We start from the raw sequence: 24,741 nt of genomic DNA, 5'->3' as shown, positions 1-24,741 counted from the left end.
ATGACCAAAAAACACACCTCCCCGATTCGAGTAGCCCTTGTTGACGACCATACCCTGCTCAGGGAAACCCTGGCCCACATCTTAAATGCTGAATCCGACATTCATGTTGTCGGCGATGCTGCAGGTCGCGAAGAAAGTCTGGCCATGATTGAGAAGGAGAAACCCACCATTGTGCTCCTGGATATTTGTCTCGAGCATGATAATGGACTGGATATGCTGCGGCACCTCAAGGCCACCGCACCCCATATCAAGTGCCTTGTTCTGACGGGTTATACAGAGGATGATTTTATTCTGGAAGCGATTCAAGGGCAGGCGCATGGATATCTCATGAAATCCTGCACCATCCCCACTTTACTCAACGCCATTCGCCAAGTGGCTAACGGCCACAAAACCTGGGATGAATCCATTCTCAAGCGTTTAACGGCCATCCATTCAAAGCAAAATCTCAAGGTGAATGAACCTGAGATGGACTATCTCTCACCAGGTGAAAAGGAGATTTCCCGACTGGTGGCAGAGGGTCTGACCAACGGCGAAATAGGACGCAAAATTCATTTGGCCGAGAAAACCATCCGGAACCGGGTCAGTTCGATCATGGGAAAATTATACGTCTCGCGCCGCTCCAAACTTGCCGCCTTATACACGGAAAGTCTGACCCGGAAGAAAAAATTAATGTAACGGGTTCACGCTTATTGAACCACACCTTTGGGTGACGGACCGACAAGCTCATAGAGTCGCATGGTCGCGTTTTCATACCAGTAATTCCGATCACGGGACATGGAGAATTTCTCCTTCATCACATTCTCAACACGCTCAGAAGCAACCTCTTTTTCACGAGCCAGTCGTGCCAGCACCATCAGATCCTCCCCGGTGATTTGTTTGGCGGCTGCCAGGGAAGCGAATTTTCGAGATTCCGACTCTGACACCAACTGCTTAATCAACGTCGGTTCAGAAACCGTGCCGGTGGCGTTAGTGACCATACCTGCCTTTCTGGTTTCCTCATAAATCGTCATGGCTTTGGCATCATAGCGGTAGTTACGGTCTCTCCTGATCCCGAATGTTTTCGTCAATTCTGCATCCAGATTTTCAAGATCTTCCTGTTTTTCATCAATTAAGAGCATCAGCACCTTCCGCTCCTGAAACACAATCCGTTTCGCGGCAGTCAACTGGAGTAATTCTTTCTCTGCGGCCTTATCCGCAAGCGTGAGATGGAGCCGTTTGACTGTATTGGTGGATACCGCTTCAGGAGTTTCGATGCCGTCTTTCTTCCCCAGCCACCCGAATAGACCTGCCCGGAGGGACAGGGGTACAAGACAAACCATCACAACCAGACTGATTAACGTTCGCTTCATCATATACACACGTCCTAATTGAAAGGGGATCCACAGTAAGATGGATCCCCTTATTTATCTTTCAATCTCGCTCACACCCTCACGGAACCAGCGTGTACGGATCGGCGTCGACGTTCCCGGAATAGTCCGGCGAACTGCCGCCCCAATAGTTATTCTCGGCTTTGAGTGTGCCAGCCCCGCTTCTCTCCAGGTCATAGTCGCCGCTGCCAGCCATGGTGTTATTGCCTGTGCTGCCCAACACGCCACCACCGAAATCATACTTTCGATTACTCGCCCCGCTAGCTGCGCTGGTTTTCACATCTATCCCATCATCTCCATTATCCATTGCCACGTTCCATTCACCGAACAATTTCAATTGCTGGCTGGCAGCCGCATTGATATGCAACCCGTCAGCCTCATTTCCAGTCGTTTCATTTTCCGTGAACTCGGAATCAATATTCCCGCTATTACTTGTGGCCTCAAGCCGGATCCCGTTCTCTCCATTAATGTTCGCCGTATTCTTCTTGAAGGTGGCGTCCACCTTACCACCCGAAGTCAGGATTGCGTTGATACCATTGTTATGATTATCAGACGCCTCCAGCCGATTCACTTTCAGGTTAACATTATAGCCGACCCCACTGCTTGCCGCCTCAACGCGCAACCCATTGCTGTTGCGGTTAGCGGTAATCTGGGCAAACTTGGCATCTACATCGTGTCCGGCATTCAATTCCGCCAAAACGCCATGCCCCTCGTTACCGGAGGCGGTGACATCTTTTACGTTCACATGCACATCATCGGAACTGCTAGCGCTGATGTATATCCCGTTTTCGCCATTATCGCTGGCATCAATACCGCCAGCCGGTAGCAGAGAAATTATATCCAAGCCGAGTAAATCCCACCCGCCACCATCGTCGCTCATATCCTTAACCGCTGTTTCCGAAATCCAGACATGGCTACTTCCATTAAAACTGTCGGCTTCCACTGCGATGCCATTGGCCCCATTTCCATTCGCATGAATATCTGTCAGGGCAGCCATCGTGACGCCTTCGCCAGTCACATGGGCATCAATACCAGACCCGAACATATTTTGGCTGGCCTGAACTCCCGCCAGAACCAAGTAGGAGGAGTCTGGGGCCTGGCTATGCACATTAAGATCCAAACCATTATAACCGTTGTCATTGGCTATAATGTTTATGCCGCCCAGCATGGCTTCACCGCCGATGGAATTAGCCGTCACACTGGCACGAATACCGGTTCCCGCATTGTCTGAAGCATTGATCCAAGCCAACCCGGCCATGGCATCCCCACCGTCCGATGATGAGACGGCATTGATGTAAACTCCATCCCCACTAATGAATTTATCGGCCCGGAACCCATTACGCAAAGCCTCCACACCAAGGATACCCACGATGGCATCGCCAAATTCGCTGTGTGCGTTAACATCGACACCATTGAATGCGTTATCGTTGGCTTGCAAGGGGCCAAGTGTCTTGACCTTTGATAGATCTATCGGAATGTCTTCCGACTCAAGTACGGATCCCACCAGGGCCATAAGCGCCTCGGTGGATCCAACCACTCCGATTGCCGGACCGTTTTCACTGGATACATCGAGCTGAATCCCCGCGCCCATCCTTGACGTCTTGAACAGGTCATAATATCCGTTACCGTTGGCCTGCGCATCCAACACCACTCCAAATGCCCCATCATGCCCACTGGCATCTACCCAAATTCCATCGCCACCATTTCGGTTCGCCTGCACCTGCCCATAAGCCGGCATGAAGCTCATATCCATGGGGCTTACCAAGCCGGAGAGTAACGTGTTGGCGGAAATCGTTTCAACGAGGCTTATCAGAGGGTCCGTGGCAAGAACCACTGTACCCGCCCAACCGTCCTCACTATAGACGCGCGAGCTGATGCCATAATAACTGTTGTCATTGGCGGTCACATCCATGAAGACATTCAACGCCAGACTATCAGCTGCAGAACTAATCATCATACCCGCACCCTGATTGTCATTAGCCTGACAACGAATCAGGGCCGCAATCGAGAGGTCCGCATTGTCCAGATCGCCCGATTGGTAAACATCAATACCGCTCCCGCCGACATCTTTCACATCCCGGGTACCATTGCCATCAGCCTGCACGCCTATAAGCGCCGCCAGATTGACACCTGAAGATTGCTGCCCCACACTAATCCCGCTAGCGCCATTACCATTGGCCTGCATCGAACCGCTGTTGCGATAGAGAGATTTCACACCCAGTAAATCGCCCACACTCAACCCGCCCAGCATGTCGCCCAAGCCCCCAAGCTCCAACCCACCCGCAACCGTTTGCACAAGTTGGTCAATCCGATCCAAGTCAGTGTGGGAGGCAAACAGCGCAGCAGACATATTATTATCGTAGAGCCCGACATCAATGCCGTATCCCCTGTTATTGTTTGCAGCCGTATCCACAAACATCGCCACCGCCGCATCAAAATCACTCGCCATCAATCGTATCCCGCTGGCCCCATTCCCTGAATAGTCGCCGGAGATACGGGAGATGAATACCCCGCCATCATCGCCAGTCGCATAAATTTCAACACCATTGCCGTCACACCGCGTGACATGGTTATTGGCAAGAGTCAGTTCCACATCGGGAATACTATTCAGACTGATATTTATCCCGCCGCCGACATATGCTCCCTTACGGTCGGGGGAGGAGATATCTTCAATCCGGTTATCCGAGATCGTGGCTGAGAAGGAAGGCAAGGAATACGCATTGATCTGAATGCCACCCTCAGCTCCATGAATGTAGTTCTGCAGAATGTGGACATCGGTCACATTTTCGCCGTAGATGCCAGCCATACCCGCATACGGATTTTTGAACTGGGGAGGATAGGGGGGAATCTGCTGGGTGATCTCAAAGCCAGCGACTGTTACCCCATTGGCCAGCGTGATCGCCGGCCCCCGGCCCAGACCGTTCACTACCGGATAGATTCCACCCATGAACCGGTTTCCCTGCCCGTAGATCGGGGCGCCACTGCCCCACAACGTTAGGCCGTCCCGCAGCACCACATTCTCATAGTACTGCTGGGCTGCATCCCGCACATAAACCATCGTGCCAATGGCACTTTGAACACCCGTATTGATTTGACGATAGGGATTTTCCCACGAGCCGTTTTCCACGCCACTTCGGTTATCGTCGTCCACAAACGTCACACCGGAAGCCAAAACCAGATTATAGTCCTTACGACTGGTACCCGTGAGTTTCTTTTCCAGAACCCTGCGATCCGACACCACTTCCTCAGGCTCGGACATATCTGTGCGAACATGAAGATCGCGTACCACCATTTCCGTCATGCGGGAAGCAAAGTCTGGTTTTCCGGAGCCGGGTTTGAACCCGTCCATCGCGCCGGCAAACGGATTCTTGCCGCGGCTCAGGTTGGCCAAGTCGAACGGAACCGAGACACGGGCGCCTACGGAATACCTGGATCCAAGTAATGCCTTATCCTCAAACCAGGCGGCATCCAGATAGAGTGAGGGGAGTGGCTTGATCTCGATACGCCCCTTGACTCCGGAAATATCGTCACCGTAGTGCGCATTGTAATCATAATATCCACCAAAAACTTTGATGTCCGCATAGTTCCTGACGACCGGGATCGGCAACAAGGCGCCCAGTTCAAAGTCATAGCCCTCCATCGCCTGTTCAACGATCTGGTAGTGCTGCATCGTCTTTACATCGTACGTAGTGGTGACGTCGTAGCCGTACTGCGTGATCAAATGTTCCTGTCCAGTTGGCGCATACCAGTAACTTCCCTGCTCCTGCGTTGTCCCTGCGGCAACCGTGTATTTATTCGCCGTCTTCTTTCCATTCTCCGGCAAGTAGGCATTGACGCGAGCATCAAACCAGGTGCTCAGGAATTCCAACCCGCCACCAAACTGATTAAAGGTGTTATCCAGGGAGGTGTTCCGAAGGTCATAAAACAGGTTTGCACCCGCAATCATGTCCTGCGCCGGGAATAGATGACGGTATCCTAACCCCAAATTAAACTCCTGACCGTCACTATCGTTCCAACTGCCGCGCGGATTAACAAACAGGAGCCCTGACTTGAACTGGATAACCGGGACCAAGATGTCACCAAAACTTTCGGCCTGCTGGTCGCCGAAGTGTAGCCCCATGCTGAGCCGTCCGGGAGGTAGCGGATTGCTCCATTCGGCCTCCATGGGGGCCACCTTTTCAACGGCAGGCTTGGCAGCTACGGGTTGAGCCTGCTGTGCCAGACCATCGCCGGCCAAACCTAACACCAACAACATCACCATCCAACACCCGATTCCGATTCGCTCTGCATTCATGGTTCGGCCTCCTGCTTGCTTGTTGACAACTACTCCCGAAACTAGACTTTATTAGTTCACTAATCTCGCCAATAATATACTTAGGACAGATGTTGTTTATATCGGACAAAATTGCAAGCAGGTCAAGCTCAATACGCAAATTATCTTTATTTTTAGGAATAGATCACCCATTTGAAAGCAAACTGAGAGCAAGAATCAGTTTGATATCGAAATGCGATAGAAAAGCTGCGGAGTGTTTGGAGGGATGGCAAGCTGGACTTCGTTGGTAGGCGGGGTCCGGAGGTAAAGGTTTGTCCGGGGCATCCATGTTCCCACGGATAGGTTGGTTCTCCACAAGATCTGATAAGACGGCATGGGATTGAAAAGAGATTGGTCGCTCAGCCATCGAAGTCCAATTTTGCCACTCGCGACTTCTCCGGCGACCAAGCGTAGTGACGAATTCGAATCCCCGGGATTGGTACCCGCAAGATATTCCTGCAGAGCCGTCATCCCATCACCATCCCGATCCTCTTGAAGCTCCAGGGCGTAGTTGGCATTGTTAATTCCCTGTGAGGTAAACCACGCCACCGGAATGCCATTGGTGAGTACGGGGAGCCCCACCATTTCCAAGGCAGGATCCCCCAGGAGATTATACTGTTCAAAGTAGCGCCGCGTGGTTGTGGTAGAAGATCCATACACGCCCAGAAAGAGTTGCCTGGCTCGCCAGACCGCAATGCCCAGCAACGGTTGATTCTCATCAAACAGGGCTTCGATCATGCTTTTCTCAAGAATATCATCCTCATTCCAATAGCTGGTTACACTGGATGATAGTATGGCCACAGCGCCTTTTGCGGGTGCTCGCAGCCAAGTTTCCGCAAAGCATTCATCGATACTGAACTGTCCCGTGAGGCAGGCAAAACTACAAACGATAGGGAAATATGGAGCATTGGTTAGGCGATTGATATCACTCTGATAAAAGCGAGGCCCATCCGCCCAGTAGGTGGTATCCCCATGCCCGGAATAAATACCCAATACACAACCTTTGTTGAACGCCTTCCGAACCTGTGCCGGCGTGGCATTAGAGGTGTAACAATACAATTTTTCACAGGCATACCCTAAACGGGTCAATGGAGCGGCGATAACCTCGTTATGGGTTCCCTCAGAAACAATGTAATTGTCCTCACTGGCCATGAAAGAGACACGCTTGATCCAGGGCTCGAGCCGCGACTGTTCATGGGCAATCGATTTTGCAAGAACCGCATCGAGCTGGTTGGTTGCAGATACACTGAACCGTCCTACCGGAAATTCCGGCTGCCAGTCGCTAACGCCATCCATACACCCGTAATAGAGGTCCGTATCCGGCGTATCAATAGTCTTACCTGCAAAACAGGGAATCTGTGCAACATCTCCCACAAGGAGAAGAGCATCGGGACGGGTGACAGAATTGGTGTAGCGGTTTTTAATAAAAGCCTGGATCTTGGCGCTGGTGGCTCCGGTACTGTTCGTGGCGAAACAATCTACCAGCCACCCCCGACTGGTCTTGTGGGATATAAAGGGATTAAGACCATTTGTAAAATTATTGGGCGCAATTATAAGGAGTCGTTTCTGGGTGGCAGTAATGGTTTCGCTTGGTGGCGGAGGATTCAGAACGGTTTCTACCAAAAGTCCCCGCTCTCTGACAGTCAGGACTTTGACAGTATTCTGGGCTTGGGTAGTGCCGAACGTGATGGCAACAACAAGGTTTGTGTAAATGGAAATATCTCCTGTTGAGGGCGTTACAGATAAAGGACATACCTCAAGGGTAAACAGCCGGTATCCGAAAAGGATGCCAGCTTCAGTTACGGCTACTGGCGAAGCAGGATAGGCCTCAAGGGAAGTGTAAATGGCGGCATCTTGCACAAAACCCGCAGTTTCAACAGCACCCGGAATTTTCGGAATAGGCGGCTGGAGAGGCATGACCAGCAGTGGCATGCCGAGAGCCGAGAGGGATTGTCTCACCGGGGTGCCCGTAAAGGTACAGGATATCTGACTGTTCTCAGGTACCATGATTAAACGGCGGATGACAGGCAGAGCAGGCTTCCCGATATCCTGGAGCACACCGCTGCCAGGAAGGTGCAGTGTAGTGAAACGTCCGTTGGCGTCTTCATGAGTACCCGCACTGAATCCCGGGATCGTAACAAGCAAGGACAGACCTGCATCGTTCCCATCAATAACTTGAACTTTCGCCATAACAGGAACCGAGGATCCCAAGGCAGCCCAAAGAGGGGTAACCGGGGCAGCGGCAAAGGAAGCGCGCATTCCGAAAAGAGCCAAGCACACTACACACAAAGCCAGGCTTTTTATGATTCCCTGACGGAAAAACGCAGGCGCAAGTCCCGCCTTTTGCCCCCACTTTTCAGTGCTGAATCCTAACTTCTGCATTCTTTATTGATGTATGCTGACCTGCAATGTGACCGTACGATTCTTGCGCCGGGAATCAGCGTCATCCCCCGGAAACGGAGGATTGTCTTCTCCGGCAGTGACGGCATGTAGCATCGCGGCAGGAACATGAGCCTCACGAATCAGATAGCGCACCACTTCTGTCGCTCTGGCCAGTCCCAGTTCCTGGTTATCCCTGTAAAGTCCACTCCCACGCAACGGTATGGCATCTGTGTGACCCGTCACCACCACAACCCATTCTGCGCCCCGATTTATGAAAATGGCACCCAGTTTTTTCAACAATGCACCTCCCGCATCCGCCAGTGCAGCACGGGAACTAAAGAGCGGCACGTCAAAGGTAACTTGCGCCATACCATTGCTTTCCATAACTAACGATACCCCCTCACTTTCCAGCGCCTTGAATTCAGAGACATCCAGCTCAGGAGGCTTTGGCACTGCCAGTGGTTCTTCAGTCACAGCGACTGAAGTATCAATGGGCTCTGACACAAGGGAGGCCGCGGCGCGGGGATTATCGACTGAGAGTTCGGCGCTCGCGCTCCGTCCGATCCCAAGCCCCATACCCGCACCCAGCATCAATAACAGGATCCCCACCACGCCAAACATGACAACTCGCATCGGATCCCAGTTTCGCTGCTCCTCAACAACCTCCATCGGTACAACGGGCTCCACCACCGGAAGCACCTGTCTCACATTTTCACGGCAGGAGTTTTCAACCTTTGAAAGCTCCTGCGCCTCCTCGACGGTCACCTGAACAATCACGGCAGGAAGTTCCTTCAGGCCTGCCAATCGGGCCGCCACCAAGCGGCGTGCCCCGACCACAACTTCATATCCCTGAATACACCGACGGACCAGAATCGGCTGTAGTATCCCATGCGTCCGGATCGACTCCACCAACTCAGCCGAAACTTCCTGGGCCTGCGCTTCACGTTCAGGAGGAAGCCCGATCAGATCCGGTGAAAGCCGGACAAAGCCAGTACTGGAAATCGTAGCCGCTGAGGCAATGGTCGCAGGAATCCCGCCAATTAGTTCACCCAGTCCACGCCCTAATGATCCACTTTTAGAGGGAGGCATAACTCGTCTCCTCTGCCATCATGGCCGTTGCTTCTGGAGCTGGCGGCACCACACTGACGAAAGCAGGCGCCTCTATCTGGAGCGGTTTGTCGAAGGGGGACTTCAACTTGAAGCCAACCCCACCATCCGCCTCATCCTCGGCAGCCCCATCTTTGCGCCGGGCGAGAAATTCACGCGCCAATTGACGATAAGCTACGGCACCTGTGCAAAGGGGATTGTAGGTAATGATCGGCTTGCCAAAACTCGGGGCTTCGCTCAGGCGCACATTGCGAGGAATGAGCGTCTCATACACTTTATCACCAAAATGTCGTACCACTTCCTGCACCACCTGCTGGGATAAATTTGTCCGGCCATCATACATGGTCATGACAATCCCCTCCAATTGGAGCCCGGGATTCACGGCATTGTCATTCAACTGCTGAATCAGACGCGTCATAACGCTCAACCCTTCGAGGGCATAATACTCGGCTTGAAGCGGAATGATTACGGAGTGAGCAGCGGCCAGCACATTCATGGTCAAAATACCCAGTGACGGAGAACAATCCAGGATGATGAAGTCAAAGCGCCCGGAAGCGATCACACCCGCAAGGACATCCCTCAAACGATGGAGATAGTGATCACCGCGGGCAATTTCCACCTCTGCCCCGGCCAGATCAATTTCGGAAGGGATCACACTGAGATGATTGACACAGGTCGGCTGAATCAGATCCATAGCCTGAACCGAACCAACCAGGGCGCCATAGAGACTTGCACCAGGCTCCTTGGGTAAACCCAACCCGCTTGTGGCATTGGCCTGGGGATCCAAGTCCACCAACAGGACCTCCTTGCGTTTTTCCGCAAGACAGGCGGCTAGATTGACGGCTGTAGTCGTCTTACCCACCCCACCTTTTTGATTGGCTATCGCTATCACAGTTGTCTGCATTCGTCTCTATGTCTCCAAGTAAACGGGTGGCAATGTACTTATTCCCCTCCCCCTCTGTCGAGCTTTGAAGGGTTATCGGTTAATCGTTATTTGTTCTTAGGAATTTCTCCCTTACTAACTGATAACTGACAACCAATAACACTTTTTCATCAATCATTCATTGACAGGAGGGCCATGGGTTTGATATTCAGCCCACCCATTATGGGACAACAACTTAGAGCAAGAGCAAAACGTAAACGTCGTATTCGTCAAATTCGCAATAAAGAGGACGCTGTTAAAGCAGCGGCCCCTAAAGCCAAAGCGAAGAAATAAGACGAATGTGATTCTTTGTGCCGCCGCATGAAATTTGCGGCGGCACAAAATTTTCCTCCCTTTATAGGGCGCGGTAGCCAAGTGGCCAGGCAGGGGTCTGCAAAACCTCTCACATCGGTTCGAATCCGATCCGCGCCTCCATTTCTCCAATTTAGTAGTCAGTATTCTGAATTCAGAATACTGCAGGAATACCCTTTCTTTATTCTCCTCCTTTTTATTTCCCGGGTTCACATGCTGAATCCTGAATCGCACCTAAATCCTGTCTTTCCCTTCCCGGAAACAGATGCGTGTGGAAGGTGATGAAGAAGAGGCCGGTTTGAACAAGGGTCTTCAGTCCAAGCGCTTCCGCCTCACTAAGCCCGATATTCAAGCGGGTCAGCTGGCCGGATTCCTTATCCTTGCGCGATAACCCAAAGGAATAGCCGCCCTTTTCTGGAATTTTACTGAAGGTGATGATTGTATTCGCCTTATCACTATCATGGTAGATGCCGTTTTTCTGCCCGCCCGCCCGCTCCTGCCGTCCCTCCAGAACCATCAACATCTCACAGATATCGGCAAAATCCAGCTTCACCGTTAATTTATTGGCCCAATCAAAGGTGGGCATCACTCGCTTGTCTCCATCACGTTCAGAAATCGTTTTCTGAGCTGCCATCTCAAAGAAAAAACAGTTATACCGATCCGATTCCCTCCGATTCACCCGCGGCTCGAGTTGCAGGGCCACCCCATTCCCTGCCGCATTAGGGTGATAAAATGCAAGTTTCTGTTCCCGTGCCTTCGTTGCTCCATTCCCCCGGTTCGCTGTGTCTGTGCTCATTTGTTTTTTCTCCAGTTAGATAAGAATGCCCCCGAAACGCAACCTCTGCTCCCGGTTTAAAATGCACCCTCTTAAATCGTATAACGGATAACTCCATGATTTATTATATTATTTTATATTAATATTTTATTAACTAATACCCTGTAACGACTAACCCCTAACCTCTCCCGCACACCCCCTCTTCTTTTCTATTCGACTTTCATCGCCAGATTTCCGATAGTGACCCGCTTTTTTGGCGGAGTAACACGAATGAAAACAGACCAGAGATTTATCGAGGGTGGCGTAACCACACCGTTGGGATTTAAGGCGGCAACCATCCGGGCAGGCATCAAGGAAAGCCGGAAGCGGGATGATTTATCCCTGCTTGTATCCGATGTATCGGCCACCGTGGCAGGCACATTCACCAGCAATCGCGTCAAGGCTCCCCCGGTAAAGCTCTGTGAACGCAATCTCATCTGGGGCCAGGCTCAAGCGATTATCATCAATGCCGGATGCGCCAATGCCTGCACCGGCGAACAAGGCTTTCAGGATGCCGAACGTATGGCCGAGTTGACCGCCGCCACCCTTAATATTGGCAAAAACCTGGTCTTTGTATGCTCCACCGGCACCATCGGCATCCCGTTGCCCATGAATAAGATAGAAAGCGCCCTACCCGCTTTGGCCAAAGCGCTTTCCCCCACCGGCGGCGCCGCCGTGGCGGAAGCCATTCTCACCACCGACCTGGTGAAGAAAGAAGTGGCTGTCACACTGACCATTGGCGGAAAACCCGTTACTATCGCCGGCATTACAAAGGGCTCGGGCATGATCGCCCCGAACATGGCCACCATGCTCGCGTTCATCACTACGGATGCCGCTGTCGATCAGCGTGCCCTGCAGGACTGTTTGCGACATGCCGTGGATCTCAGCTTTAACCGCATTATCGTTGATGGGGACGAAAGCACCAATGACACCGTTCTGATGCTGGCAAATGGCGTTGCAGGCACAGAGTTACTCCAGAAGAAGCATGCTGACTGGAAAAAATTCTGCCACGCCGTCGAGACTGTCTGCCACGAATTGGCCATCAAGATCGTGAAAGATGGTGAAGGCGCAACTAAGTTTGTCACCGTCACCGTCACGGGTGCCGCCACCCGACATGACGCCCTTGTCGCCGCCCGGGCCATTGCCAAATCCGCTCTCGTGAAAACTGCCTGGAATGGGGGCGATCCCAATTGGGGCCGGCTGATGTGCGCCATCGGCTATTCCGGCGCCCGTATCGAGGAAGGCCGCGTCAACATCACCTTTGACGACGTCTGCGCTGTTCAAGGTGGAAAAGCCGCCGACGGGGCATCACTCAAGGATCTTGAACAGGTCTATGCAAAAAAGGAATTCACGGTAACGGTTGATCTGCAGTCCGGGAAGGCCAGCCATACGGTTTACACCTGCGACCTCAGCAAGGATTACGTCGCCATCAACGCGGAGTATATGACCTGATGCAACGAGCGATCGCCAAAGCTGATGTGCTGATAGAAGCCCTCCCGTATATCCAGGACTTCCGGAATGCGATCATTGTCGTCAAATTCGGCGGCAGTGCCATGGAAGAACGTCGAAATGTGGAGAATATCCTTGCTGACGTCACCTTCATGGAATGCGTCGGCATGAAGCCCGTTCTGGTGCACGGCGGAGGGAAAGCCATCTCCAAGGCGATGACCGATGCGGGGCTTCAGCCTCAGTTTGTCCGTGGTCTACGAGTTACAGATGAAGCCACCATCAAAGTTGTCGAGACCACCATTCGGGATAAGGTCAACGCTTCATTGCTAGAGATCCTTAACGCCAAAGGCGCCAAGGCCAAGCGCATTGACGGCAATACTATTTTCGAGGTTGAAAAGCGAACGGTCACCGACCCGACCACCGGGGAAGTTCTGGACTGGGGCTATGTGGGGGAAATCAAGCACGTGCATGCGGCCCCCATTCTGGAATGCCTGCGTAACGAGATTATCCCGGTCATCACCCCACTCGGCAACGGGCCTGATGGTAAACTTTACAATTTAAATGCAGACGATGCGGCCGCAGCGGTTGCCAGAGAACTGCGAGCACGGAAACTGGCCTTCCTTTCGGATGTGCCGGGTCTGCTGAAAGATCGTACGGATGACTCCACATTGCTTTCAACCCTTCACATTAAGGAAGTGGAAGAGTTGATCGCCAGCAAGGTGATTGATGGCGGCATGCTGCCAAAAATCAAAAGTTGCATGGAGGCGTTGGCGGCGGGAGTGAGGAAGATTCATATTATTGACGGCCGGCTGCCGCATTCGCTGCTGCTGGAGATTTTTACGGAACAAGGAGTAGGAACGGAGATCATAGAATGACAACAAGCACAGACATCATAACCAAATACCAGAAATACGTAATACCCACCTATACCACCCCCAGTCTCGTACTCGTCAAGGGCAAGGGCTCCCGCGTGTGGGACAATGACGGCAAAGTATACATGGATTTTGTTGGCGGCATCGCCTGCCAGAATGTCGGCCATTGCCACCCCAAGGTCGTGCAAGCCATTCAGAATCAGGCCGCCAAGCTGATCCATGTCTCAAATTTGTATAATAACGAGTTTCATGGCACGTTGGCCGAAAAGCTCGTATCCGTATCCGGGCTCGACGGCAAGTGCTTCTTCTGCAACTCGGGTGCCGAGGCCAATGAGGCCCTCATTAAACTCGCCCGCCTGTGGGGCAGCGATGAAGGCAAGTACGAGATCATCTCCATGAATAATTCGTTCCATGGCCGCACACTGGCCACCCTGGCCGCTACCGGTCAAACCAAGTATCAGGATGGATTTGAACCCATTCCCGATGGCTTCCTCTATGCTGAATTGAACAATCTCGACTCCGTCAAAAAGGTCATCAGCGGCCGCACAGCAGCCATTCTCGTCGAAGCCGTCCAGGGCGAAGGCGGCGTGGTGGGTGCCACACATGAGTTCCTCAAGGAACTTCGCACCCTGTGCGACGAGAAGCAAATTCTGTTGTTCTTTGACGAAGTTCAATGCGGACTCGGGCGTACCGGAAACTGGTTCGCTTTCCAAGCCTCCGGTGTGTTGCCGGACGCCTTCTCCCTGGCGAAATCACTGGGCAGCGGTTATCCAGTTGGCGGTATTGTTACGAATGCCAAGTTGGCGGATGTCTTCCAGCCCGGCAAACATGCGAGCACCTTCGGGGGTTCGCCCCTGGCCTGCACCGCCGCCCTCGCCACCTTGGGCGTGATCGAAGAGGAAAAACTTGTCAAACATGCCGCCGAAATGGGCAAGCTCTTCGCTGATGGCCTGCAGGAATTTGTCACGGCCTACGAACACGTCACGGAAGTTCGCAGTTTCGGACTGATGGTTGGTCTGGTTCTGGATCAACCGGCCAAGGCACTCTGCCAATCCCTGCGCGAGATGGGCTTGCTGGCCATCCCTACACATGAAACGGTGGTTCGCTTCCTTCCCCCGCTGAACATTAAGAGCAGCGACATTGAAGAGGCATTGGATATCATTGATGACGCCCTTGCAGATATGCACGGCGTGGAGCGGGCCTCAGACGACGAATAAGGAGCGGATCATGGTCATCACTGCGCTTAAAGGTAAAAAAGTTGGCGTCTGTGTATCCGGGGGCTTGGATAGCCGTACGATCACCAAGAAAATGGTGGAGATGGGCGTCAATGTCACCTGTTTCACTGCAGATCTAGGCCAGCCTGATGAGGTTGATATCACCGATATCCGCAAGAAGATGGATCCTTGCGGAGCCCAAACCTTCATTGTCGACTTGAAAAAGGAGATGGCGGAGGCCTGTTTCGATGTGATCAAAGCTCAAGCCATGTACGATGGCGGCTACTGGAACTCGACCGGCATCGCCCGCGCCGTCACTGTGCGCGGGTTGATCCCCGCCATGAAACAACATGGCTGCACGGTTCTGACCCATGGCGCCACTGGCCGCGGCAATGATCAGATGCGCTTTGAGCGTTATACGAACGTGTTGGCCCCTGACATGAAGGTCTATGCCCCTTGGCGCGATCCTGCCCTCCTGAAAGAGTTCGCAGGTCGTACCCAGATGGCCGACTACCTTGCCAAGTTCGGGATTGAAGCCACTATGGGGGGAAAGAAACGCTACTCCACGGATGCTAATCTTGCCGGTCTCTCCCATGAAGCCGAAGATCTGGAAAGCATTGAAACGCCCTGCACCATTGTTGAAACCACCATGGGGGTTTGGCCCCAAAAGGCGCCCGATGCTGTCGAAGATGTCACCATGACCTTCGAATGTGGCCGCTGCGTCGCTATTAACGGACGCAAGGTATCCCCGCTCGAAGCCATGGTTGAAGCCAACCGCATTGGTGGCCGCAATGGTATCGGTATGAAAAATGCCCTCGAGAACCGTATCATCGGCACCAAGAGCCGTGGTGTCTACGAGGCTCCAGGCATGGAACTTCTCGGTACCGCCGTCCGCCAGCTTTATCAGGCGGTCATGGATCGTCGTTCCACCTTGCTATTCCAGCAGCTTTCAAAACTGGTGGCAGATCAGATTTACGACGGTCGGTATTTCGACCCTGTCACCCGTGCCGCCATGGCCGCCATCGAGGTGATGACCGCCCCGGCAACAGGTAATGTCACGCTCGGACTTTACAAGGGCAATCTGTTCTTCATGAGCATGACTGGCTGTGCTGGTTCGCTTTACAACGAGGCAGATTCCTCCATGGAAGCCAGCGCCGGCCTGAATCCGGTCAGCTCTCAGGGGTTTGCAGAAATCCAGAGCGTTGAAGCTCTTTCGCTGGCCAAGGCAGGGCAGATCAAAGCGTGAACACCCGCATCCCTGTCACTCTCACCATCGCCGGCTCTGACAGCGGCGGTGGGGCGGGTATTCAGGCAGATCTTAAGACATTTTGCGCCCTGGGCGTTTTCGGCACCTCTGCCATCACCTGCATTACCGCCCAGAATCCTGATGCGGTAACAGGCATCGAGGCCGTGTCGTCAAAACTCATTACAGCCCAGATCAAGGCTGTCACCAGTGGATTTCCGGTGGCCGCCACTAAAACGGGAATGTTGTTCTCAGCAGATGTTATTCATGCTGTTGCGAAAACTCTAAAAAGGGTGAACTGCGGCCCGCTTGTTGTGGATCCCGTAATGGTCTCCACGTCAGGGACGCGCCTCCTTAAACTGGATGCCATGGAGGCACTGTTCCGAGAAATTTTACCGCTCGCCACAGTCATCACACCCAATTTAAATGAGGCTGAAATTTTAGCCAGCTGCAAGATCACCTCCCTTAAAGCCCTCCAGAAGGCCGCCCTCATCATCTCCAAGCGTTTCGGCACGGCTTGTCTGGCCAAAGGCGGACATCTTGCCAGCGGTAAAGTTGTGGATGTGCTCTGCGTGGAAAATGAACTGACCCTCTTCACGGCCCCCCGTGTTCGACTGCGCGGGACGACTCACGGGACTGGATGCACTTTCTCCGCCGCCCTGACAGCCTCCCTGGCAAAAGGTGAAGATCTCCATGAGGCGGTAGCCATCGCCAAAAGTTTTGTTACCGAAGCGCTCAAGCATGCCCGCCCCACCGGCAAGCATTACCCGCTTAATTTCATGCTAAACGAAATCTAATTTAGCATTGATTTACCTGACGGATCGTTTCACACTTCTCCCGTTTTGAATTTTTCATTACAGGAGAATGCTTATTATTCCTCTTCCGCCCAGGCCCTTAACTGGCATCGCCATTTTCTTTATTATCGGAACAGGGCTCGGACTGGCTTTCCCCATCTCCCAGGGCATACTCTTGTCGATCGCCACCACCGGCCTGATTCTGGCGTTGCTTCCAAAACTTCCCGCCACACCACTCACTCTGGCAACAGTGCTTTGTCTCGGCTGGGCGAATGCTTCGGCCAACATAACTGGATCCTCCCCCAACATCCCCGCCGTCATACAACTACCGGCAGGAGGAAGCTTGACTGGTATTGTTGCCGATGAGCCCGTTTGCACAACCACTAAAAATGGAAAGTTATCATGGAAATTCCCCATAACTGCCGAAAGGGTACGAACCGGCCGGACCAATGACTGGCTGGATGTCACGGGGAAAGTTCGTGTTCGCCTTTCCGCGGAATCCGGGGAGCGCATTCCCGCCTATGGCGAGCGCTGGACCTTTTCGGGATATCTGAATCAGGCTGTTTTCAAACAGGGTCTATTTACAGGCAAACCCGGCGGTCTGTTTTTCTCAGGGTCAGCCCAAAAGGCAAAACTGCTTGGACACGAGCAAGGAAACCCCCTGATCAAGAAATGCCTTCAAGGCCGGGTGTGGGCAGGCAAACTTCTGGCCCAAGGCATTACCAACCGCCCCGAGCAAGTATGTATTCTGAACTCCATCTTGCTAGGTTATTATAGCCAAATCCCGCGCGATCTTTATCAAGCCTTCGCGAACACAGGTACTCTTCATGTGTTCGCAATCAGTGGCTCTCATGTTGTGATCCTGGGCGGAGCCATTATTTTCATGCTGGCCGCCTGTGGACTGCCAAGGACCCGCTGGGTGCTTTTTCTAGGGCCGCTCCTGATCCTCTACACAGCCATGACCGGACTTCAACCCAGCGCCATACGCGCCTGCATCATGGGGATTATCTTCTGGATGGCGCCGTTACTCGGTCGAAAGCCGGACATCTTCACCACGCTCGCCGCATCCGCCATCATCATTTTAGCCATTTCCCCTGACGACCTGATCAATATCGGATTCATCCTTTCCTACATTGCTGTGCTTGGGCTGGTTCTGTTTTGTCCGGTATTTTCAGGCTTACTCAAAAATGTTTTTGCTCCAGATCCGCTAAAACTTGAACCCCACACGGTCGAGAGGCGATCCGCAAGCGGACGCCCTTCTACTGTAGGGCCGCCGCTTGTCGGCGAGCCGCATCCCAAATGGGAGATGTTCCTTCGATCATTATCGCGCGGCTTCAGCGAGTTATTTTCCGTCTCCCTGGCAGCCTGGCTGGTGACCATGCCACTCACCCTCCTTTTCTTCGGCAACTTCTCCCCCATCGGCCTCCCCGCCAACCTGCTCGTCGTCCCACTCTCATCACTGGTCATCATTACAGGCGTGCTATCGCTCACGCTGGGATCCTGTGCCTTGTTCTTTGCCGATCTTTTCAATCACGCTAATCTGGCCTTGATTGTCCTGATGACCGAATCGGCCAGGTGGTTTGCCGCCATTCCGCATGGATACATGAAGGCCCCACCTGTCCCGCTTTGGGCGGCACTGGTATTTTACGGATTTTTGATTATTACCCGCTTCGCGATCTGGGTTTATGCCAAGGAGAAACCCATACCGTTTTCTGACGGGGAGGAATGATCTGTCTCGAAATTTTTGGCGCCGACAGAGCGGCGCCCTCCATTCTTTTGATGAAGGGGTTTGTTCCATCAAAACCTTTTCAGTGTATAGGCAGAAAACAAAGGGTTTCACCCGTTACCCGGAACCTGTAAGAGACAATATGTGTAGACCAAACCAGCTGCTATGACATAGTCAAATACCTGCGCACTCCCTAGGAAATGGCCGCCTACCTTGAAGCCAGCCTGAAAAAACCAATGGGGATGCCGCCTTTATCGCGTAAGCACTTAGTGATATTGCCTGTGAAAAAGGCATGCCCTATGTGGCGAGAGATACCGGCCTGACGCGAGTGCCTGTATAAGTCATTGGGGCAAAATCCAAACTCAGTTTGCAAATGACCGTATAGTCATCACGCATTCATTGTATCCGAGGACTGGTGCTTCTTCGTGAACGATCACAGAAAAGTTCGGGTTGGCGCTGTGTAATGGGTGAAGGCGGAGCTGGGAAATTGAGAACGTATGTGGGTGCGGTCATCTCTAGCCCCCCCATAATTCACCCCGTGCCTCGCTGTAAAACTCACGCCCAAGTATCATTTACCCAGTACCACTGAAATGCTTCCAGTACCTGTTGTCAGGAATCACGGCGTGCCAATATCATGCGTCGCCAAACGGAAATAATAACGGACAACCCTCCAATTATGAATAATGAAATCGTGGAGGGCTCTGGAACTACACCCGCCGCAATACCAACACCCGGCTGACTCTCATAAGCCCAGCTATTAATATGAGCACCCATTGTGTTATAAGAAGATACTTGCACCCAACCATAATGAATACCGTCAGCCGCAGTAAAACTCACACCCATATAGCCATTTGAGACAAACGCCCAACTACCTGCACCCATCAATCCCACACCAGGAATAGACTCCCAATCCACAAGAGGATAAGCGCCTGATCCCCATGTGCTACCTGATGCGATTATCGAGCCAGCATCAACAGGAGCGGCATCTAATATTGAATACGGGGGCTGGGGTATGACTGCAACAGCACTTCCACTCTGAGACTGAACCGTGAAATCCATCACGTAATCAAAGCGGAGATCCATGCTGCCGTCACCATTCATATCCAGAAGTAACCACGCTAATGACGGCAACCAATCAGGAGTAGCACCTGGCCCCATTTTTATATCCTGTTGCCCCGACCAGACAATGGCCGAGTCGGCCATGATTCGTCCGGTCGAAACCAGGAATAAAAAAACTATTATTACAAAAATTTTCACGGATTATTTTAATCGTTTGGCTCTGTAGAAGCGCACAACATCAAGTGATGCGTTCGTATCCGTGTACTGCATCGATTCAAGATTGGCACTGACAATGCTATCATGATTTGTCCAACTCCCGCTTTCCATCAGATTTGTGCAGGACTCCATCTGGTACAACGCACCAACAACACCAGGCCATGACAACTGAATCCAGCCATTCGTTTCTGAAAGATTCTCACTATCACCAAGCGCCCCCATGGTTGTAATAGCAAAATCTGGTGCATTCGTCGGCGTATTTCCCGTGACAATAATCGAGACATCTTGCACGCCATTGCTCAAACTACCTTTGTGCATCACTGTGACAGTATAACATCCATTGGTCGGCTCGTTAATTAAAACCTGCTCAACATTATCCCGGAAATTATCACCATTCGTCGCGATTAAACTGGGTTGAAGCGGGTCAAGTAACCATGGGAAATTAGTAATTGTCCCATCAGGAGAAATCACCCGCAAATCCAAATCGTTAACAAGAGTCAGGTTTGTTGGATCTAGCGCCCATGGTTGTTCAGGCCCCGCTGGATCAGTCCAACAAATAGTCACTACGAGTGGGGTGCCCGTCTGAGCTAATGTTCCAAACTGAATCATGGAGCCATCAACCAAACTCACTTCCTTGATGTGCGGCATTGAATCCCATGTGGCATTATTCGTAATGACCCAAGCCGCCCGCTCGGTGTTCATTAGCCCCCACCCATTATGGTAATCAGGCCCTACATTCCCGGCATCATCCGCAGTGTGCAATGCCAGACCCTTTAATGTCGAGGCCAGCATAGGAGCGTTTGTTCCGTAAAAACGCTCATGCAATTCCTGTAGAAGCGCTAACGAACCTGCCACTGATGGAGATGAAAAACTCGTACCGCTTGGATCGGCGTAGCTATCATTAGTCACCGCCGAGGTTGTGTGCAATGCTTGACCGTTAGCCACCAAATCCGGCTTAATACGTCCGTCATCTGTCGGTCCTATACCGCTGTACCAATCAAGACTAACTTGGCTTGAATTCGTCTCACCTCCAGGAATGTCCACAACCGCGCCAACCGTTATAATATTCTTAGGAACACCTCTGGAAGTGAGGCAATCATATCCATTAGTTCCACCATCTGGCGGACGCTCCGTACTAGAATTATGCCAGTACCCATTCGAATAATCACAAACACCATGCGTCGGATACAGCATTCCCAATAAACCACCTTGATGAACTTCTGCCCTGTCATTTCCGGCAGCAAAAACCGGTAGATGATAAGGGGCTGTATAGCAGAAATCATCCATCTGTTTGGAATCTGCATTATACCAACCAAAGTGATTGTCTTCTTCCTCACTCAACCGGGAGTCTCCCCACCACCGAGGAACATAATAGAACCAATTCGCATTGTCCCACCCAGCCACAAAACCATAAGAATGATTGGAAATTTGAACATTGGGATTACTTACGACCAATCCGCTCATTTCTGGAATAATGAAATTCCAGTCAAATGAATAAACCTTGGCGGAATAAGCCATTCCCTGAGCGTTGGTGTCGACTCCCTTTGCCGACATAGTTCCTGCAACCATTGTCGAATGGTCAATAATAATGCCATTATCCATATCGGCAACTCTGGCGGAGTCGAACTCTTGATGCGTTGTCAATACCAATCCACCATCCCACATTGCAACAATTACATTGGTGCCGGTCAGTTCAAAAGGGCTACTTCCACCCGGACGTGCCTTATCTGTGGCGATAGTTTGCGCTGATATCCTATTGAACGTAATGTTATATAAAGGCATATCATGATCATAGCGGTGTAATTCATATACTCGGCCGTCTTTTGATTTTCCGCGAATTTCCAACCCCTCTTTTGTGGCACGGGCAACCGCTTCGTCATGATCCTTTTTACATTCTATAGTAGATCGCTTATTTAGACGGATTAATCCCACTTTCTCATGCGATCGACGGATAAAGTAGGTCAGACGTTTCTTACGATCCGGTTGATAAACTTTTGCCAAATCTTGAAACGCTTTAGTTTCATCGGCCGTCATTTCAGGAATCTGGCCTTTAAAAAGAAGGTACGCTAATTCCTGAGCTGTGATGACTTTCTGATCACAAAGCTTCGTCAGCGACGACTGGTTTTCTTTTGGTATAGGAGAATTTTGAACCGTGCTACCACCAGGCAAGCGACCAGTCGTTAGCGCCGATTGAAGTTCCACATCGTTAATCATGCCCGCATCGTGCATCTTGATCCAAAGTGTATTTACCGGATCAGTATAGCTCGCGGGGGTTACGGTCTCCGCATAAAGAAAACTTGAGTTGAAGGCCACGAATATCAAACTAACCCACTTCCAAATTCTGTTACTACTTTTCATATTAGCCTATCTCTTGTGGTTGACTCGACAAAAGCGTTTCAAGATACAGCTATAATTCTGGCTTGGAAATCAGCTAAAACCTGATTTCTCAATCAGGGAATCCCTGATACTCATTTTTGCAGAATTAATTATTGATACCCATCGTCCCATAGTTGATGAAGAACCATATCCATTTCCTTGTAATTGAGAGTTGACGCTTCGTGCTTTTGGATTGTCTTATCATTCATCTCCCATATTCACTGATGCCTGCCGGAGCTTAAACCGCAGTTTGAATCCAACCGGAGAAACAACCCCTCCTTAAATTTACCCCTATCTCATCCACGCCCCATAATCCAAACTGAGTTTGCATTTAGCCATTACCCAAACTTTTGCCACTCTCATAAATGACCGCGCAGTCATCTTTATTCATTCCCACCCCAACCTATCCCCACCTTCATTGCACCCAATGTTTATAATACCGCTATTCACATTCCATGTGTTATAGAGCTTATAATAAGCATCCACGTGGTCATCATTTTAGGCACTTTGGTCTTCATCCTCTCCGCCTGTGGTCTGCCTCGGACCCGCTGGGTGCTCTTTCTGGGGCCTCTCCTGATCCTCTATACCGCCATGACCGGAATGCAGCCCAGTGCCGTCAGGGCCTGCATCATGGGGATTATCTTCTGGATGGGCCCTTTGCTTGGACGCAAGCCTGACATTTTCACTACCCTGGCGGCCTCTGCCATTGTGATTCTGGCCATCTCACCCGGTGACCTGATCAACATTGGCTTCATGCTCTCTTACATCGCCGTTCTAGGGTTGGTGTTATTCTGCCCGGTTTTCTCAGGACTGCTTCGCAGCTGTTTTGCTCATGATCCCCTAAAACTCGAACCCGATCCCAGATGGCAGGAATGGCTCCGCTCCTTGTGGCACGGCTTCAGCGAGTTACTGTCCGTCTCACTCGCCGCCTGGCTGGTGACCATGCCGCTCACCATCCTCTTCTTTGGCAACTTCTCCCCCATCGGCCTCCCCGCCAACCTGCTTGTTGTTCCACTCTCTTCGCTCAGTCATCATCACCGGCGTACTGTCGCTCACGCTAGGATCCTGTACGCTGTTCTTTGCCGACCTATTCAATCATGCCAATCTGGCCTTGATCGTCCTGATGACCGAATCCGCCAGATGGTTTGCCGCCATCCCGCATGGATTCATGAAAGCCCCGCCCGTGCCTCTTTGGGCCGCTCTGGTGTTTTACGGAGTTTTAATCATCACCCGCTTCGCCATCTGGGTTTATACCAAGGAAAAACCAATCCAACTTACTGAAGGAGAGGAATGATCCGCTTCGCGACCTGTGGCGCCGACAGAGCGGCGCCTTCCATTTTTTCAATGGAGGGTTTTGCTCTGTCAAAACCTCTTTTGGTTATGTGCAGTTGAAATACCAGAGTTGACGAAGTGTATCCCCAAGGCTACTATTATGAACAGAGTCGAAATACGGAAAACAGAAGTCTTCACCCGTTGGCTGGACGACCTGCGCGACATTCGAGGTAGAGCTCGCGTTCAGATAAGAATCGAGTGGCTTGCTACTGGAAACGCTGGTGATGTCAAACCAGTTGGCGAAGGAGTTTCAGAATTACGGGTCCATTACGCCCCAGGGTATAGAGTGTACTTTATTCGACAGGGCCAGAATTTGTTTATTCTTCTGGCCGGTGGTGACAAACGAACTCAAACCTCTGTTATTAAGACCGCACTACATCTCGCACGGAACCTGTAGGAGAGAATATGAGTAAAACAAAAACCAGCCGCTATGACGTGGCCGAACACCTCCGGACTCCCGAAGAAATGGCCGCTTATCTTGAAGCCAGCCTGGAAGAGGCCAATGGCGATGCGGCATTTATTGCCAAAGCACTCGGCGACATTGCGCGTGCCAAGGGTATGACACAGGTGGCCCGGGATACCGGCCTTTCACGCGAAAGCTTGTATAAAGCATTATCTGGTGACCGTAGCCCCGGCTTCGATACGATTCTCAAAGTGATGGGTGCCCTAGGGTTGGAATTGCACGCTGGCGCAGCACACGCATGACGGTCTCCTGCCCGGCAGATAGACCAGCATTGAGCTTCAAAGGGAGAGGATTGAGGTGACCATCAGTCCAAACCTAAAACGCCCCGCATTTCAGCCCGAAAGGATTTCATTGCGGATACAGCTTTTATTGCATCATCCCGTTCCGCAGATTCGCCAGGATAGCGGAACAGAACAGCATATTGCGAGAGCATCTCAAATTGATCACGCCACCCTTCCAAAAGCGGGGAGTGTGCCACACATGCATCTAGCAGGATGCCCAAATCGTGCGTCTTTGCGAATGGAACCTGACGTTTTTGAAGAAGGGCCTTCAGATATTTCTCAACACATTGCTGGGCATGAAAACAGGCGGCATCGTAGTTAGGGGCTTTACGTGCCCTATTTTCCCGCAGGGCTGTGGTGAAATCGCCTTCCGCCTTAGCGACCCACTCTGAAATGTCGGGCTTTGTCATATAATACCTTACCATCTTCCAAAATGGTCGTAATAAAGGAATCCTTCATCTTCAATCTCTGGCGGGTTTCAACGGGGGTTTTGACGATTA

The 24,741-nt window shown here is 51.7% G+C and carries 20 protein-coding genes and 1 tRNA gene; 12 read left to right on the top strand and 9 right to left on the bottom strand.

Annotation, left to right across the window (positions count from 1 at the left end):
• Positions 1-675, top strand: coding sequence for a response regulator transcription factor (locus WCI03_07530; protein MEI8139701.1), 675 nt, complete (start codon positions 1-3; stop codon positions 673-675).
• Positions 676-686: 11 nt separating this feature from the next.
• Here WCI03_07530 and WCI03_07525 read toward each other — a convergent pair whose 3' ends face one another.
• The 5 genes from WCI03_07525 to WCI03_07505 form a co-directional block, all read right to left on the bottom strand.
• Positions 687-1,352 (bottom strand): hypothetical protein, encoded by a 666-nt coding sequence (locus WCI03_07525; GenBank protein MEI8139700.1) that lies wholly within the window; start codon positions 1,350-1,352, stop codon positions 687-689.
• 76 nt (positions 1,353-1,428) lie between these two features.
• Positions 1,429-5,661 (bottom strand): hypothetical protein, encoded by a 4,233-nt coding sequence (locus WCI03_07520; GenBank protein MEI8139699.1) that lies wholly within the window; start codon positions 5,659-5,661, stop codon positions 1,429-1,431.
• 195 nt (positions 5,662-5,856) lie between these two features.
• On the bottom strand, positions 5,857-8,061 hold the full coding sequence (locus WCI03_07515; GenBank protein ID MEI8139698.1) for a C25 family cysteine peptidase: 2,205 nt from the start codon (positions 8,059-8,061) through the stop codon (positions 5,857-5,859).
• A 3-nt stretch (positions 8,062-8,064) separates the two neighbouring features.
• On the bottom strand, positions 8,065-9,150 hold the full coding sequence (locus WCI03_07510; protein MEI8139697.1) for a ParB/RepB/Spo0J family partition protein: 1,086 nt from the start codon (positions 9,148-9,150) through the stop codon (positions 8,065-8,067).
• Positions 9,137-10,072 (bottom strand): ParA family protein, encoded by a 936-nt coding sequence (locus WCI03_07505; GenBank protein MEI8139696.1) that lies wholly within the window; start codon positions 10,070-10,072, stop codon positions 9,137-9,139. Before WCI03_07505 ends, WCI03_07510 begins: the two co-directional genes overlap by 14 nt.
• A 174-nt stretch (positions 10,073-10,246) precedes the next feature.
• Between WCI03_07505 and WCI03_07500 the strand changes: the two genes are divergently transcribed.
• Positions 10,247-10,384, top strand: coding sequence for a hypothetical protein (locus tag WCI03_07500; GenBank protein MEI8139695.1), 138 nt, complete (start codon positions 10,247-10,249; stop codon positions 10,382-10,384).
• Positions 10,385-10,451: 67 nt separating this feature from the next.
• A tRNA-Cys gene (locus tag WCI03_07495) sits at positions 10,452-10,525 on the top strand.
• Between the two features lie 73 nt (positions 10,526-10,598).
• Here WCI03_07495 and WCI03_07490 read toward each other — a convergent pair.
• Entirely contained in the window at positions 10,599-11,198 is a 600-nt protein-coding gene (locus tag WCI03_07490) for a hypothetical protein (GenBank protein ID MEI8139694.1), read from the bottom strand.
• 249 nt (positions 11,199-11,447) lie between these two features.
• On the opposite strand from WCI03_07490, the gene argJ reads away from it, so the two are divergent.
• From argJ to WCI03_07460, 6 genes are all read left to right on the top strand, one after another.
• Positions 11,448-12,668, top strand: a complete 1,221-nt coding sequence (gene argJ, locus WCI03_07485; protein ID MEI8139693.1) for a bifunctional glutamate N-acetyltransferase/amino-acid acetyltransferase ArgJ — start codon at positions 11,448-11,450, stop codon at positions 12,666-12,668.
• Positions 12,668-13,540 (top strand): acetylglutamate kinase, encoded by an 873-nt coding sequence (gene argB / locus WCI03_07480; protein MEI8139692.1) that lies wholly within the window; start codon positions 12,668-12,670, stop codon positions 13,538-13,540. Before argJ ends, argB begins: the two co-directional genes overlap by 1 nt.
• The gene (locus tag WCI03_07475; protein ID MEI8139691.1) at positions 13,537-14,754 is read left to right on the top strand and encodes an aspartate aminotransferase family protein; all 1,218 of its coding nucleotides are present in this window, start codon (positions 13,537-13,539) and stop codon (positions 14,752-14,754) included. Before argB ends, WCI03_07475 begins: the two co-directional genes overlap by 4 nt.
• A 10-nt stretch (positions 14,755-14,764) precedes the next feature.
• Complete coding sequence (gene argG / locus WCI03_07470; protein ID MEI8139690.1) at positions 14,765-15,997, top strand: argininosuccinate synthase; 1,233 nt, start codon at positions 14,765-14,767, stop codon at positions 15,995-15,997.
• On the top strand, positions 15,994-16,791 hold the full coding sequence (thiD, locus tag WCI03_07465) for a bifunctional hydroxymethylpyrimidine kinase/phosphomethylpyrimidine kinase (GenBank protein MEI8139689.1): 798 nt from the start codon (positions 15,994-15,996) through the stop codon (positions 16,789-16,791). The genes argG and thiD overlap by 4 nt, the downstream gene beginning before the upstream one ends.
• A gap of 67 nt (positions 16,792-16,858) precedes the next feature.
• Complete coding sequence (locus WCI03_07460; protein ID MEI8139688.1) at positions 16,859-18,517, top strand: ComEC/Rec2 family competence protein; 1,659 nt, start codon at positions 16,859-16,861, stop codon at positions 18,515-18,517.
• 606 nt (positions 18,518-19,123) lie between these two features.
• On the opposite strand, the gene WCI03_07455 is transcribed toward WCI03_07460, so the two are convergent.
• Positions 19,124-19,771 carry a PEP-CTERM sorting domain-containing protein gene (locus WCI03_07455; protein MEI8139687.1) on the bottom strand — a complete coding sequence of 216 codons (648 nt, stop codon included), beginning with the start codon at positions 19,769-19,771 and terminating at the stop codon, positions 19,124-19,126.
• A 3-nt stretch (positions 19,772-19,774) separates the two neighbouring features.
• The gene (locus WCI03_07450; protein MEI8139686.1) at positions 19,775-22,147 is read right to left on the bottom strand and encodes a S8 family serine peptidase; all 2,373 of its coding nucleotides are present in this window, start codon (positions 22,145-22,147) and stop codon (positions 19,775-19,777) included.
• 504 nt (positions 22,148-22,651) lie between these two features.
• On the opposite strand from WCI03_07450, the gene WCI03_07445 reads away from it, so the two are divergent.
• The 3 genes from WCI03_07445 to WCI03_07435 all read left to right on the top strand — a co-directional run bounded on the left by WCI03_07445 (position 22,652) and on the right by WCI03_07435 (position 24,202).
• Complete coding sequence (locus tag WCI03_07445; protein ID MEI8139685.1) at positions 22,652-23,446, top strand: ComEC/Rec2 family competence protein; 795 nt, start codon at positions 22,652-22,654, stop codon at positions 23,444-23,446.
• Between the two features lie 151 nt (positions 23,447-23,597).
• Positions 23,598-23,894 carry a type II toxin-antitoxin system RelE/ParE family toxin gene (locus tag WCI03_07440; protein MEI8139684.1) on the top strand — a complete coding sequence of 99 codons (297 nt, stop codon included), beginning with the start codon at positions 23,598-23,600 and terminating at the stop codon, positions 23,892-23,894.
• A gap of 8 nt (positions 23,895-23,902) precedes the next feature.
• Positions 23,903-24,202: an addiction module antidote protein gene (locus WCI03_07435; protein ID MEI8139683.1), complete on the top strand. Its 300-nt coding sequence runs from the start codon at positions 23,903-23,905 to the stop codon at positions 24,200-24,202.
• A 62-nt stretch (positions 24,203-24,264) separates the two neighbouring features.
• Here WCI03_07435 and WCI03_07430 read toward each other — a convergent pair whose 3' ends face one another.
• Entirely contained in the window at positions 24,265-24,651 is a 387-nt protein-coding gene (locus WCI03_07430) for a HEPN domain-containing protein (GenBank protein ID MEI8139682.1), read from the bottom strand.
• Positions 24,652-24,741 lie beyond the last annotated feature (90 nt).

It is taken from the genome of bacterium (assembly GCA_037143175.1).
Classification (GTDB): domain Bacteria; phylum Verrucomicrobiota; class Kiritimatiellia; order CAIKKV01; family CAITUY01; genus JAABPW01.
This window is presented reverse-complemented; position numbering and strand designations above follow the sequence as displayed.